12 protein-coding genes are annotated in these 13,225 nt (G+C 59.2%); 4 read left to right on the top strand and 8 right to left on the bottom strand.

Annotated features, from left to right (window positions below; translation table 11 throughout):
- Window positions 1-30: 30 nt before the first annotated feature.
- On the top strand, window positions 31-1,116 hold the full coding sequence (locus tag ACR3E7_RS21275; RefSeq protein WP_480537186.1) for a helix-turn-helix domain-containing protein: 1,086 nt from the start codon (window positions 31-33) through the stop codon (window positions 1,114-1,116).
- Here ACR3E7_RS21275 and ACR3E7_RS21270 read toward each other — a convergent pair.
- Window positions 1,089-1,979, bottom strand: coding sequence for a LysR substrate-binding domain-containing protein (locus ACR3E7_RS21270; RefSeq protein WP_480503698.1), 891 nt, complete (start codon window positions 1,977-1,979; stop codon window positions 1,089-1,091). The two genes, ACR3E7_RS21275 and ACR3E7_RS21270, sit on opposite strands and share 28 nt — an antisense overlap.
- A gap of 105 nt (window positions 1,980-2,084) precedes the next feature.
- Here ACR3E7_RS21270 and ACR3E7_RS21265 point away from each other — a divergent pair, with 105 nt between their 5' ends.
- The gene (locus ACR3E7_RS21265; RefSeq protein ID WP_170789927.1) at window positions 2,085-2,963 is read left to right on the top strand and encodes a phytanoyl-CoA dioxygenase family protein; all 879 of its coding nucleotides are present in this window, start codon (window positions 2,085-2,087) and stop codon (window positions 2,961-2,963) included.
- On the opposite strand, the gene ACR3E7_RS21260 is transcribed toward ACR3E7_RS21265, so the two are convergent.
- Window positions 2,960-4,264, bottom strand: a complete 1,305-nt coding sequence (locus ACR3E7_RS21260; RefSeq protein WP_170789928.1) for a UDP-glucose dehydrogenase family protein — start codon at window positions 4,262-4,264, stop codon at window positions 2,960-2,962. The genes ACR3E7_RS21265 and ACR3E7_RS21260 overlap by 4 nt on opposite strands.
- A gap of 155 nt (window positions 4,265-4,419) precedes the next feature.
- Here ACR3E7_RS21260 and gmd point away from each other — a divergent pair, with 155 nt between their 5' ends.
- Both gmd and fcl read left to right on the top strand, forming a co-directional pair.
- Window positions 4,420-5,544, top strand: a complete 1,125-nt coding sequence (gene gmd / locus ACR3E7_RS21255; protein ID WP_170773314.1) for a GDP-mannose 4,6-dehydratase — start codon at window positions 4,420-4,422, stop codon at window positions 5,542-5,544.
- A 10-nt stretch (window positions 5,545-5,554) separates the two neighbouring features.
- The gene (gene fcl / locus ACR3E7_RS21250) at window positions 5,555-6,532 is read left to right on the top strand and encodes a GDP-L-fucose synthase (protein WP_480503699.1); all 978 of its coding nucleotides are present in this window, start codon (window positions 5,555-5,557) and stop codon (window positions 6,530-6,532) included.
- Window positions 6,533-6,562: 30 nt separating this feature from the next.
- Here the strand turns inward: fcl and ACR3E7_RS21245 are convergent, their stop codons facing one another.
- From ACR3E7_RS21245 to ACR3E7_RS21220, 6 genes are all read right to left on the bottom strand, one after another.
- Window positions 6,563-7,186: a hypothetical protein gene (locus tag ACR3E7_RS21245; RefSeq protein WP_480503701.1), complete on the bottom strand. Its 624-nt coding sequence runs from the start codon at window positions 7,184-7,186 to the stop codon at window positions 6,563-6,565.
- Between the two features lie 95 nt (window positions 7,187-7,281).
- A complete protein-coding gene (locus ACR3E7_RS21240; protein ID WP_480503703.1) occupies window positions 7,282-7,638 on the bottom strand; it encodes a DUF2793 domain-containing protein in 357 nt (118 codons plus the stop codon).
- A gap of 135 nt (window positions 7,639-7,773) precedes the next feature.
- Window positions 7,774-9,210, bottom strand: coding sequence for a mannose-1-phosphate guanylyltransferase/mannose-6-phosphate isomerase (locus ACR3E7_RS21235; RefSeq protein ID WP_480503704.1), 1,437 nt, complete (start codon window positions 9,208-9,210; stop codon window positions 7,774-7,776).
- A 67-nt stretch (window positions 9,211-9,277) separates the two neighbouring features.
- Window positions 9,278-10,171, bottom strand: coding sequence for a UTP--glucose-1-phosphate uridylyltransferase GalU (gene galU / locus ACR3E7_RS21230; protein WP_170773319.1), 894 nt, complete (start codon window positions 10,169-10,171; stop codon window positions 9,278-9,280).
- 316 nt (window positions 10,172-10,487) lie between these two features.
- Window positions 10,488-12,293: an ABC transporter ATP-binding protein gene (locus ACR3E7_RS21225; protein WP_480503706.1), complete on the bottom strand. Its 1,806-nt coding sequence runs from the start codon at window positions 12,291-12,293 to the stop codon at window positions 10,488-10,490.
- Between the two features lies 1 nt (window position 12,294).
- On the bottom strand, window positions 12,295-13,224 hold the full coding sequence (locus ACR3E7_RS21220; protein ID WP_170773324.1) for an ABC transporter permease subunit: 930 nt from the start codon (window positions 13,222-13,224) through the stop codon (window positions 12,295-12,297).
- Window position 13,225: the final 1 nt, after the last annotated feature.

Here is a 13,225-nt window from a genome sequence, read left to right as displayed (position 1 = left end):
GTCTTGTGAACTGGTGGAAATACTCGAAATATGTCGGGTATGACCACCAAACCTGTCATTCCCGATCCCGATGAGGACGACGATACGCTGGGCCCCGGCAGTATCTATGATGTCGATCCGCCCGAGGATGACGATCTGTGGTTTCTGCCTCCCGATGAAGAACCCGAGGAGGACTTTTTCCTGCCCGGGCCAAAGGCGGATCGCAGGCTGTTGTTCGATCCTCGGGATTGGCGGGCGGCGCAGGCCGAGCTGTCCCTAGAACTGGCAGATCTGGCGGCCACATTCGGTGCCTTGGATGAAAGGCTACGGGCTGGTCCCAAAGGCTGGACGCATCGTCTGGCATTGATGGATGTGTCTGATCTGGGTTGGTGGACTGGTGATCGGATCGGTGTGGATCGCTTGGCGCTGTGGACCGGGTTGCGGATCGGCGCGACCGGTGATGACGTGCAGGCTTTGTTTCGGTCCGGCTGGGCCGTGCGGCGTCTGACATCAGGTGCAGGACCGTCCGAGGGCGGATGGGCCACCGGGGTGACAGCCTTTCTTGACCGGATGGCGCAGGGGATCGACGAAGTGCCCGAGGCCATTGCCGACCTGGCCGAGGTGATGGGGCATGCAGACGGGCTGCACCCGGTCACGCAAGCCGCGATTGCTTTTCATGCGTGGCGTGCGGTTTCACCCGGCGTCGGGCACGACACCGAAGCAGCCATCATCGCAGCACGCCATGCGGCCACGATGGGTCGGGGCGGCGCGCTTTTCATGCCATTGGCCCTGTCTGGCCCTGGCGCTTTGCGCGGCATGGGTGATACCGGGGAAAAGCTGGGCGCGTGGTATCGGGGTCTTGGGCAGGCCGCCTTGGCCGCCTTGTTGCATCTGGACCGTGTCAGCGCCTGGGACACTCGTGCCCGCGCCGCGACCGATGACCTGAGCGGACGCACCCCGCCCAAACTGATCGAAGCGCTGACAGCCTGGCCCATGGTGTCGGCCCCGCTGGCCGAAGAGTTGACGGGTGCCTCGCGCGCGGCGGTTCAGCGCAATATCGACCGGTTTTCGGATCGCGGCCTGATCCGTGAAGTGACCGGGCAGGGGCGTTACCGCGTCTGGACTGCCGCGCTGTGATCCATGATCCAGTCCCGAAACCGCCGTGCCGGAGGGCGCAGAGTTCGGCGCGACGGGTAGATCAGGTGATAAGCCTCTTGCCCCGGCACCTCGATCCCGTCGAGGCATGGAACCAAGCCTGACAGAGCTACAATACGGTCTGACGCGGGCGCACGGGCAAGCGCAATGCCCGCGCCTGCCGCCGAAAGCTCGGCCGCGATAAGAGAGTTGTCGGCAAAGAAATACCGCGCCTGGCCCGCAGGCAGGCGTAGCGTTTCGAACAGATGTGGCCAGCTTGCCCGGTGGGTCGAGACCTCGATCAGGGTGAAGTTGAACAAATCCTGCGGCGTGTCGATCTGCGCAGCCAATTCGGGCGGGGCCACGGGATACAGCCTTTCACGCACCAGTTCATCGCTTTCCGTGCCAAAGAGGTTTGGATTGCCAAACACGATCTGAAGATCGGTGAAACGATTGCTGAAATCAGCGTCCAGATTGCCGGTCGACAGCGACAGGTTGATATGGGGATTTTGCGTGTGAAAATCGGGCAGACTCCCGGCCAAAACCCCATGAGCGAACAGAAGAACCGACTGCACGTAAAGCCGCTGTTCGCGTGTTTCGCCGAACAATCCGGTCGTTGCGGTTTCCAGCATCAGCAGTGATTGCTGCACCGATGGCAGATAGGCGCGTCCGGTCTCGGTCAGGGTGACGGAATGCGCATGGCGGTGAAACAGAGGGGTGCCCAATTGCGTCTCGAGAGCCTTGACCTGTTGGCTGACGGCGGCGGCGGACATGTTTAATTGGGCTGCCGCGCGCGCAAAGCTTTCGGTTCGCGCGGCGGCCTCGAACACGCGCAGCCAGTTCAGCGATGGGATACGGCCTGCCATGGCAGTTAGACTAAGCTGAACTTAGCCTGACGGGCAAGAACCTGTGCTCTGCCATTAATGACGCATCAACTAGGCTGCAATCACATGCAGTAAGGAGGAGCGCGCATGTCTGACCCTGTCTCAATGGCTCAAACCGCCCTGACGCCCGAACAATCCGCTCAGTATTGGGAGGATGGGTATTTGTTTCCCCTGACCGTTTTCACGGGCACGGAAACGGCCGCCCTGCGGGCCGAGTTCGAACAGATTGAGCGGGAATGGCTGGATGCCGATCTGCCTTTGCCGTTGAACACCTATAAGCGGGTCAATTCGCATCTTGTAATGCCTTTGGCCGCCCGCGTTGCCATGGACCCCCGTGTTCTGGATCTGGTCGAGGGCGTTTTGGGCCCCGATATCATGATCTGGTCAGCCGAATTTTTCGTCAAGGAACCGCGGACAGCGCACACGGTCGGTATGCATCAGGACCTGACCTATTGGGGTATGGGCGAGACGCCGGATCAGGTTACGGCCTGGATCGCGCTGTCGCCTGCGACGCCTGAAAGCGGCTGCATGGATTTTGTGCAGGGCAGCCATAAGAACCCGATCCTGCCGCATAACGACACCTATTCTGACACGAACCTTCTGTCACGCGGGCAAGAGATCGCCGTGGAGGTGCTGGAGGAGGACAAAACCCGGATAGAGCTGTCGCCGGGGCAAATGTCGCTGCATCACGGTTTAACGATCCACGGGTCAGGACCGAACAGCTCGGACGACCGGCGCATCGGGTTGGCGATCCGGTATCTGAACCCCAATGCCAAACAATTGGTGGCCGAAAAGGACTATGCCATGCTGGCGCGTGGGCGCGACGGGCAGAGCAATTTTGTTCCCGTTCCCCCGCCCAACAGTTTGTTTTCAGCAGAATCGCTGGCTCTGTACGACCAGGTGCGGCGCGACCAGAGCAAGGCTTTGGCCGAGGGCGCGCAGGCGGATGTGCCGCTGTACGGTTAGCGACCGACCCCGGAATAGCTCTCGAACCCGGCCTTCAGGGCCATGTCGCGGGAATAGATGTTGCGCAGGTCGACCATTCTGGCCGAGGTCATCGAGGCCGCCATATCGCCGAGGTTCAGGGCGCGGAACTCGTTCCACTCGGTCAGCAGCACGACCGCATCCGCATCCTTTGCGGCGGCATAAGGATCGTCGAACCAGTCGACACCGGGCAGCAGGGCCTCGCCTTCGGCGCGGCCTTGCGGATCGACGACGCGGACACGGGCACCGCCCCCGATCAGGGCGGGCACGATGGTCAATGAGGGCGCGTCGCGCATGTCGTCGGTGTTGGGTTTGAAGGTCACGCCCAGCACCGCGATGGTCTTGCCATTGAAACTGTCGTCGCAGGCATCCCGGATCTTGTCGATCATCCGGTTTTTTACACCGTCATTGACCCGAATGACCGTCTCGGTGATTTGCATCGGATAGGCGTGATCCTGTCCGATCCGCGCCAGCGCGTTGGTATCCTTTGGAAAGCATGATCCGCCATAACCGGGGCCAGCATGCAGGAATTTGTTACCGATCCGACCATCCAGACCGATACCGCGAGCCACCTCTTTGACATCGCCGCCAACACGTTCGCACAGGCCGGCGATTTCGTTGATAAAGGTGATCTTGGTCGCCAGAAACGCATTGGCCGCGTATTTGATCATCTCGGCGCTTTCCAGATCGGTTGTCAGGATCGGAAAATCGCGCAAGTAGAGTGGGCGGTAGATATCGGCCATCACCCCGGCGGCCCGGTCGTTTTCGACACCGACAACCACCCGGTCGGGCCGCATGAAATCATCAATGGCGGCCCCTTCGCGCAGGAATTCCGGGTTCGAGGCGACATCGAATTCGGCCTGCGGGTTGGCGGCGGCGACCACCTGTTGAACTTGACGGTTGGTGCCCACGGGAACAGTGGATTTCGTGACAATCACGGTATACCCGGTCAGCGCATTGGCGATCTCTTCGGCGGCGGCCATCACATAGGTCAGGTCTGCATGCCCGTCGCCGCGGCGGGTCGGGGTGCCCACCGCAATGAACACTGCGTCCGCCCCATCTACGGCAGCGGCGAGGTCGGTGGTGAAACTCAACCGTCCCGAGGCGACGTTCTTGGCCATCAGCACGTCCAGACCGGGCTCATAGATCGGAACTTCGCCCGTCTGAAGCATCTCGATCTTGCCTTCGGCCTTGTCTACGCAAATGACGTCATGGCCAAAATCCGAAAAACAGACCCCCGACACGAGCCCCACGTACCCTGTGCCGATCATTGCAATACGCATGTATCAATATCCTTCTTCGGAAACCGCCTTGTGGCGCATTCATTCAGGAAAGTTTCGCCGGTTTCAATGCCCAGCCGTGACCTTGGGTTGCATTCCGGGGTATCTTGCTGTTTCTGAGTCTGCGATCAAGCAGATAGAATGTGTGGAATGGACCGATGACAAAAACAGCATTAATTACCGGCATCACTGGGCAGGATGGCTCTTACTTGGCCGAGTTTTTGCTGGAAAAAGGATATGAGGTGCATGGTATCAAGCGCCGTGCCTCGTCATTTAACACGCAGCGGATCGACCACATCTATCAGGACCCGCACGTGCCGAATCCACGCCTTCATCTGCACTATGGCGATCTGAGCGACACGTCGAACCTGACCCGGATCATCCAGCAGGTGCAACCGGATGAGGTTTATAACCTGGGAGCGCAATCCCACGTGGCGGTCAGCTTTGAGTCGCCGGAATACACTGCCGATGTGGACGCCATCGGAACCCTGCGCCTGTTGGAAGCGATCCGCTTTCTGGGGCTGGAGGAGAAAACCCGGTTCTATCAGGCCTCGACTTCGGAGCTTTACGGTCTGGTTCAGGAAATTCCGCAGCGTGAGACAACGCCGTTCCATCCGCGCTCACCCTATGCGGTGGCCAAGCTTTATTCTTATTGGATCACGGTGAACTACCGCGAAGCCTATGGAATGTATGCCTGCAACGGAATCCTCTTCAATCACGAAAGCCCACGCCGGGGCGAGACGTTTGTCACCCGCAAGATCACGCGGGGGTTGGCCAATATCGCGCAGGGTCTGGAAGAGTGTCTGTATATGGGCAATATCGACAGCCTGCGGGATTGGGGTCACGCCAAGGACTATGTGCGTATGCAGTGGCTGATGTTGCAGCAGGATACACCAGAGGATTTCGTGATCGCAACCGGGGTGCAGTATTCGGTGCGTCAGTTCATCGAATGGTCAGCGGCCGAACTGGGCGTGACGCTGGCGTTTTCGGGCGACGGCGTGGATGAGATTGCCACTGTGGTCTCGGTCGAAGGCGCGGATGCGCCTGCATTGAAGGCCGGGGACGTTGTGATGCGGATCGACCCGCAATATTTCCGCCCGGCTGAAGTGGAAACTCTGTTGGGCGATCCGTCAAATGCCAAAAACAAACTGGGGTGGGAACCCGAGTTGACCGTTCAGGAAATGTGCGCCGAAATGGTGCGTGAGGATTTGAAGACCGCCAAACGCCATGCCTTGTTGAAAGAGCACGGGTATGACTTGCCGGTCAGTCTGGAAAATGGCTGAGGAGCGGGGCATGCGAAAGATCTATGTTGCCGGACATCGCGGCATGGTCGGTGGCGCGATCCTGCGTCGGTTGCAAGGCCGTAAAAAAGCAGGTGAAGCGCTTGAGCTCATCACCCGCACCCATGCCGAGCTTGATCTGACCGATCAGGCGGCAGTTCGCGACTTCATGCAATCCGAACGCCCCGATGTGGTGGTGCTGGCCGCCGCCAAGGTTGGGGGCATTCATGCCAACAACGCCTATCCAGCCGATTTCATTTACGAAAATCTGATGATCGAGTGCAATGTGATCCATCAGGCTTTTGCTGCAGGGGTTCAGACCCTATTGCAATTGGGCAGTTCCTGCATCTACCCGCGCGCGGTTCCGCAACCCATGCGCGAAGATGCCCTGCTAACTGGCGTGTTGGAGCCGACAAATGAACCCTATGCAGTCGCCAAGATCGCGGGGATCAAGCTGTGCGAAAGTTACAACCGGCAGCATGGGGTCGACTACCGCTCGGTCATGCCGACGAACCTTTATGGTCCGGGTGACAATTTCCACCCCGAGAACAGCCATGTGCTGCCCGCCCTAATCCGCCGCTTTCACGAGGCCAAGCGCGACGGGCTGGATGAGGTGGTGATCTGGGGCACTGGCAAGCCCCGGCGCGAATTCCTGCATGTGGACGATATGGCCGAGGCCTCGTTGTTCGTGCTCGACCTGCCGCGCGATATTTACGAGGCCAATACCCAGCCGATGCTGAGCCATATCAATGTGGGCTGTGGTGAAGATATCTCGATCGCGGAACTTGCCGCATTGGTGGCGCGGACCGTGGGGTATGACGGGCGGATTTCACAGGATAGCAGCAAGCCGGACGGGACGATGCGCAAGTTGATGGATGTCTCGCGGCTGGCCGACATGGGATGGCGCGCGCGGGTCGGGCTGGATGACGGTATTCGCGAAACCTATGCGTGGTTTCTGGACCAGTCTCAGGCGCAAATCCGCGCGAAGTAGCCGCCCGACATATTGCCGGGCGTCCTAAGATCAGAACCAGCGACCGATGGCGACAGCGCCGGGGGCGACCATGGCGGCGTCCGAGGTGAACGATTGCACCTTGTAGGCAACCTGCGCCGCGCTTGGGGTGCCCCATGCAGCAAAGCGGATTGTGGTGCCGCCATCACCGGACAGTGCTGGGACAGAACCCGCTGCAAAGGGCATCGGGAAGGTCCAGGTGGCTTCGGCGCTGGTAAACCCCGCGCCTGTCGCCGTGGTGCAATCCGTCGGGCTTAGCCGGGCTGTGCAAATTTGGGTGCCATCTGCAAAACGGACATAGTCGCCATTCACGTTTGAACCCCGTTCGATCACTGCGCCCGTCGGGGTGCCTGCGTTTTCTTGGACCGAGCCCAAAAGGTTGCCGGGCCCATAACCGTAATCCGCCCGCATCAAACGGCCGGTTGTGGTGTCACTGGCGTTTTGCTGGATCGCAGTACCTGATGCAGTGCCGGTTGCGGGGTCAAAAGCCAACGCGTCGCTCCAGTTGCTGCCATCCGGGGATACTTTGATCGTAAACCCAGTGGTTCCGGTCAAACCCATCTCGGCATGACCGGTCCATTCCGACTGGAACAGCAGCGATGCGGTCTCGCCCGCCGCCGCCTTGTTGATCTTCATCTGATGACCAGCGCCATCATGGCTCAGCAGTGTTGCAGCTGCCCGCACCGCAAGTTTGTTGGTATCGTCATACGAAGTTCCTATGCCTACGCCGTTCAGATTCTGCGTACCGGCGGGGGGGCTATCCAGCTCGACCCGTCCCACGATTTGAGGATGCCATCACCCTGATCCCAGGCACGCCATCCCAAGCTTGGGTCAAAAAACACCCAGCCATTGTCCAGCCATGCAGCCAGCTTCCCGCCCTGTCCCGCCCAATCGCCGGTGGGCGCGGCACCCAAAGCGTGGATGTCACCCTGCGCGGGCGTCGCAGGCGGGGTAACAGCATCGGTTGCGATAAGGCTGAGTTGCACGACCAGATCCAGATGGCGCAGAGCTTCGTTGTGGGTGACATGCTTTTGCGCCTGCGATGGCTGGATAAATGGCAGGTTCAAACGGGGTGAGTTCTGTGACATTGGGCGCGCCCTCCTGTGGTTGTCGGTCCGGCATTCACTGCGCGCCACAATGAGATTAAGCGCATGAATCCCGTGTGACCGGCACGCACGGCGGCGAAACCAGCTGGTAACTTCCAGTTTGCAAGCAGATGTTGGTTAGTCGCGGGCGTAGATGTCTTCGTATCGGATGATGTCGTCCTCACCCAGATACGAGCCTGTCTGCACCTCGATCAGAACCATCGGAACCTTGCCCGGGTTCTCCATCCGATGGACCGCGCCCAGCGGGATGTAGACCGATTGGTTTTCCGAGACCAGACGCACCTCGTCATCAATCGTGACTTTCGCCGTTCCTTCCACAACGATCCAGTGCTCGGACCGATGGTGATGCGATTGCAAGCTTAGCGCGGCGCCGGGATGCACGTGGATGCGTTTGACCTGAAAGCGGTCGCCGATCACCAGGCTTTCGAACCAGCCCCAGGGGCGATGATCCACCGGCAGGGATTCTGCCTGCTTCGCGCCCTTTTCCTTCAGGGCGGCAACAGCTTTCTTCACGTCCTGCGCCCGATCCATACTGGCCACAAGAACGGCGTCTGGCATTGCAATGGCGATCATGTCTTGTACCCCCAACGCGACTACTTCCTGCGCCGAGGATTCCGAGCGGATCAGCACGTTCTGACAGTCGATAGCGGTCGCCTCGCCTGCAGTTGCGACCCCTTGCGCGTCTGGTTCTCCCAACTCGTGAACAGCGGACCAGCTGCCGACATCGGACCAGCCTGCGGCATAGGGCACGACGCTCAGGTTCGGGGCTTTTTCCATGACGGCGTAGTCGATCGAGATATCCTCGACCTGCGACCAAGCCTCGGGGTCAAGGCGCAAGAAACCAAGGTCCGTTTTGGCGTTCGAGACTGCGGCGCGCACAGGGTCCATCAATTGGGCCGCATGGCCTTCAAAGGCTGCGATGATATCGCGGACCGCAAACAAGAAGATGCCCGAATTCCACAGATAGCTGCCATCCTCCAACATGGATTGTGCGCGGGCCAGGTCGGGCTTTTCAACAAACCGTTCCAGTGGAACAGCTTGGCCCTCACCGGTCGGTGCATGGCTGAGTTTCAAATAGCCATAGCCGGTTTCGGGGCGGTCGGGCTGAATACCGAATGTGACCAAATCACTGCGAGTGGTGATGGCGTCCACACCGGCTGCAACGGCCGTATGAAATGCCAGTTTGTCCGGAACCACATGATCGGACGGGGCGACCAGCATCACCGCATTGGGGTCGCTGGCGTGCAGATAGAGCGCGGCGGCCAGAACCGCCGGGGCAGTGTTGCGCCCTTCGGGTTCGATCAGAATGGGGCCGGGATCAATGCCGATTTCCGCCAGTTGTTCGGGCACCACAAAGCGAAAAGCATCATTGGTCAGAATCAATGGCTTGGCATAAGGGGCATCCGCAGGGCCACGCATCCGCTCGGCACAATCCTGCAACAGGCTTGTCGCGCCGATCAGCGGCACGAATTGCTTGGGATAGCTCTTGCGCGACAAGGGCCACAGTCGAGTCCCCGCCCCACCGCAAAGAATCACGGGATAAATCGTAGTCATCAATATCTGCCTATTAGCGCGTCGCGCCTATATTGCGCGTCTTGCGATCAAAGGAAAGAGTGGCCGATTACTGGGCCGCCTGATCCGTCGCAACAATGTCATGCAGATATTCGCGCAGATCGTCGCGCAGATCCGGGCGGGCCAGAGCAAAGGCCACGGTGGCTTGCAGGAACCCGGACTTGGAACCGCAGTCGAACCGCTGGCCTTCAAACTTGTAGCCAAAGACGGGAACTCCGTTGCCGATATCTTCTGCAATGGCGTCAGTCAGCTGGATCTCACCGCCGCTGCCTTTCTTCTTTTGGTTGAGGTTGTAGAGAACCGACGGCCCAAGAATATAGCGCCCGATCACAGCCAGATTCGACGGGGCTTCTTCGGGTTTTGGTTTCTCTACCATGCCGCGCGCGCGCACAACCGATCCGATGTTTTCACCGACATCCAGAACACCGTAAGATTTTGTTTTCTCTTGCGGAACTTCCATCGCGGCAACCATATTGCCGCCGGTTTCCTCATAGGCTTCGACCATCTGTTGAAGGCAAGGTTTGTCCCCCGCAATCACATCGTCGGGCAGCATAACGGCAAAGGGCTCATCCCCGATCAGGCGGCGGGCGCACCAGACTGCGTGCCCAAGACCAAGTGCTTTGTGCTGACGAATATAGGCAATCGCGCCGCTTTCCATATTGGTGGCATTCAGCGCTTCCAGCAGGTCATCCTTACCCTTGGCTTTCAATTCCTGTTCGAGGATGTGGTTGTGATCAAAGTAGTCTTCGAGGGCGGATTTCCCGCGTGACGTGACAAAGATGAATTCCGTAATTCCGGCTGCCCGGGCTTCGTCGATCGCGTATTGAACCAGCGGGCGATCCACCAGAGTCATGATCTCTTTTGGGACGGATTTCGTCGCAGGCAAAAAGCGGGTACCAAGTCCCGCGACCGGGAAAATTGCTTTGGTGACCTTGCGTGCCATAGTACCTCTCAAGTTCAATCTATAGTGCCGGAAATTCCGTCAGGTGCCCACGGCGTGTTCATAGGCGGTGCGGCCGGAATGTACAACGTCAACACTCGTATCAAATAACCAATCGCCGACAAGCGTGCCACTCAGACGGCAGGAAGTCAAAACGATCCGATGTCAAAGGTGCGCGCCGGGCGAATGAGTTCCAACGGTTTGGAAACAATCTTACTTATTTGAGTTAAACTAGTGCTGAATTATTAGTTAATCTTGCCTGCAAATTAAGCAGGGTTTGAATACGCCCGAAGTCAGCATTCTGACTTCGGGCCGGGTATCACCCATTGGCCATGATGGCATCCAACGGGTCGTGTTCGGCGACAAAGTGGTCAGGACGAACTTCGCTGAGGCTTGGAACATAGTCGGTCTCACCGGCAGACAACCGGCTGGGCAAAAAGCGCAGCGCGGCTTTGGGGTCCATGGGTGAGGGCAGCTCTCCTGGCAGCTTCAGCCGCTGACGGGTGCGTTCCACATCCGGGTCAGGGATCGGAACAGCCGAGATCAGCGACTTGGTGTAAGGATGGATCGGGTCCGAGCAGATTACCTCGCCATCGCCCAGCTCCACGATCCGACCCAGATACAACACCATGATCCGGTTCGACACGGCGCGTACCACCGACAGATCGTGGCTGATGAAGATCATCGACAGACCGAACTCCTGCTGCAACTCGCGCAGCAATTCAACGATTTGCGCCTGAATGGACACGTCCAAGGCCGAGACTGCCTCGTCGCAGATGATCAGCTTGGGTTTGTTGATCATCGCGCGCGCGATGCCGACCCGTTGGTTCTGACCGCCTGACAACTCGTGCGGATAACGGTTGATCATGTTGGCATTCAGGCCCACACGCTCCATCATTTCGCTGACCATCTGCTTGCGCTCGCGGTCCGTCAGATCGGGGCGATAGGTCTTGAGCGGCTCGGCGATTGAGGCCGAGATTGTCATGCGCGGATCGAGGCTGGCCAGTGGGTCTTGAAAGACGATCTGCAAGTCCTTGCGGTACTTGTTCAGCTCGGCGCGTTTCAGACCCACAATGGGATGGCCCAACCAACTGACATTTCCACCGCTGGGTTCGATCAGTTGTAATACGGCGCGCGCCAGCGTGGACTTGCCGCAGCCGGATTCGCCCACAACACCCAGAGTTTCACCCTTGCGGATGTCAAAGCTGACGCCATCGACAGCCTTGAGCGGCACTTTGCGGCCGAACAACCCGCCTTTGACGTTGATCGGGAAATGCACCTTGACGTCATCGACCTTGAGCAGCGGTTCTTCGACCTTCTCCAACGCCTTGGGCGCATCGCCCGCATCAATGCGCGGCATCGCATCGAGGAGGGTGCGGGTATAGTCGTGCTGCGGGTCGCGGAAGATTTCGCGGGTGTCTCCGGCTTCGACAAATTCGCCCATGCGCATGACTTGAATGCGGTCGCACATACGGGCGACTACGCCCATATCATGGGTGATCAGGGCAATGGCGGTGCCTTCGTCTTTTTGCAGGCGCACCATCAGGTCCAGAATGTCGGCCTGAACGGTCACGTCCAGCGCCGTGGTGGGCTCATCCGCGATCAGCAGCTTGGGATTGCACAGCATCGACATGGCGATCATCACGCGTTGGCGCATCCCGCCGGACAGTTCGTGGGGGAACTGGTCCAGTCGCCGCGCGGCCTCAGAGATACGGACGCGGTTCAGCCAGTCCAGGCAGCGGGCCCGCGCCTTCGCGCCTTGCAACCCTTCATGCACCTGCAGAACCTCGCGCATTTGCTGGCCTATCCGAAGATGCGGGGTAAGTGCCGTCAACGGGTCCTGAAAGATCATGCCCACGTCAGAGCCACGGATCTTGTTCAGGCGGTTGATCGGCAGGTTCAGGATTTCGGTGCCGTTCAGAGTGGCCGACCCCAGCGCCCGTCCTGCGGGTGGTAGCAAGCCCATCGCGGCCATGAAGGTCTGGCTTTTGCCCGACCCGCTTTCGCCCACGATGCCAAGGCATTCGCCGGGGTTGATGTCGAAGCTGATGCCTTTGACGGCCTCGACCGCGCCATCGGGGGTGTCGAACTGGACCTTCAGGTCTTTTACGGAAAACAGGCTCATATCAGCGATCCTTCGGGTCCAGAGCGTCACGCAGACCATCCCCGATGAAGAACATCGTGATGATGATGGCGACGTAGAAAGTCAGCGGGAACATCAATTGCCACAGGGTGCCATACCCCATGGTTCCCGCCCCTTCCGCGATGAGACGACCCAGCGAGGTGTACGGTTCTGAAATCCCCAGCCCAAGGAACGAGATAAAGCTCTCGGTCAGGATCATTTCGGGCACCAGAAGCGAGGCATAGACGATCACAACGCCCAGCAAGTTGGGCAGGATATGGCGGTACATGATGGTAAATTCGCTGACACCTGCGGCGCGGGCGGCCTCGATAAACTCGCGGTTCTTCAGGGTCAGGGTCTGACCCCGTACGATCCGCGCCATGGTCAGCCAACCAACCGCGCCAAGGGCGATGAACAGCATGAAGAAGGATCGACCCGCCACGACAAGCAGCAGAATAATCACCAGAGTTGCCGGGATCGCCAGCAAGATGTCGACAAAGCGCATCATGACGCTGTCGGTCCGGCCACCGATATAGCCGGCGGCGATGCCATAGCAGGTGCCAACGATCAGCGCTGTCGCTGCACCGATCAGACCGACCAGCAGCGATGTGGTGGTGGCCTGAATGACGCGGCTGTACAGATCGCGCCCCAAGTCATCGACGCCAAAGAAATGGCCGGTTTCGACTGAGGGCATACCCATGCCCTGCACGTCACCCATAACGTTCCAGTCGATCTCTTCATTGTTCCAGACCGCGAAGTAGGGCCCGATAAGGGTGAACAGAACGATCAGCGCCAGAATGATTACGCTGGCCATCGCGGCCTTGTTGCGCACAAAACGCATCCGTGCGTCTTGCCACAGTGAACGCCCCTGAATGACCGTGTAATCGGTGATATCTTCGGCCAGATGGGCGGCTTTTTGAGATTTTCCAAGCATG

It is taken from the genome of Ruegeria sp. BK1, assembly GCF_056535645.1.
Note: the sequence above shows the minus strand (reverse complement) of the source record. Positions and strands in the feature narration are given on the sequence as shown.

Coding starts and splice junctions, on each gene's coding strand:
- ACR3E7_RS21240 (WP_480503703.1), bottom strand. CDS start 7,638: ATGTCACAGAACTCACCCCGTTTGAACCTGCCATTTATCCAGCCATCG.
- ACR3E7_RS21265 (WP_170789927.1), top strand. CDS start 2,085: ATGTCTGACCCTGTCTCAATGGCTCAAACCGCCCTGACGCCCGAACAA.
- galU (WP_170773319.1), bottom strand. CDS start 10,171: ATGGCACGCAAGGTCACCAAAGCAATTTTCCCGGTCGCGGGACTTGGT.
- ACR3E7_RS21270 (WP_480503698.1), bottom strand. CDS start 1,979: ATGGCAGGCCGTATCCCATCGCTGAACTGGCTGCGCGTGTTCGAGGCC.
- ACR3E7_RS21275 (WP_480537186.1), top strand. CDS start 31: ATGTCGGGTATGACCACCAAACCTGTCATTCCCGATCCCGATGAGGAC.
- ACR3E7_RS21220 (WP_170773324.1), bottom strand. CDS start 13,224: ATGCTTGGAAAATCTCAAAAAGCCGCCCATCTGGCCGAAGATATCACC.
- ACR3E7_RS21235 (WP_480503704.1), bottom strand. CDS start 9,210: ATGACTACGATTTATCCCGTGATTCTTTGCGGTGGGGCGGGGACTCGA.
- ACR3E7_RS21245 (WP_480503701.1), bottom strand. CDS start 7,186: ATGAAGATCAACAAGGCGGCGGCGGGCGAGACCGCATCGCTGCTGTTC.
- gmd (WP_170773314.1), top strand. CDS start 4,420: ATGACAAAAACAGCATTAATTACCGGCATCACTGGGCAGGATGGCTCT.
- fcl (WP_480503699.1), top strand. CDS start 5,555: ATGCGAAAGATCTATGTTGCCGGACATCGCGGCATGGTCGGTGGCGCG.
- ACR3E7_RS21225 (WP_480503706.1), bottom strand. CDS start 12,293: ATGAGCCTGTTTTCCGTAAAAGACCTGAAGGTCCAGTTCGACACCCCC.
- ACR3E7_RS21260 (WP_170789928.1), bottom strand. CDS start 4,264: ATGCGTATTGCAATGATCGGCACAGGGTACGTGGGGCTCGTGTCGGGG.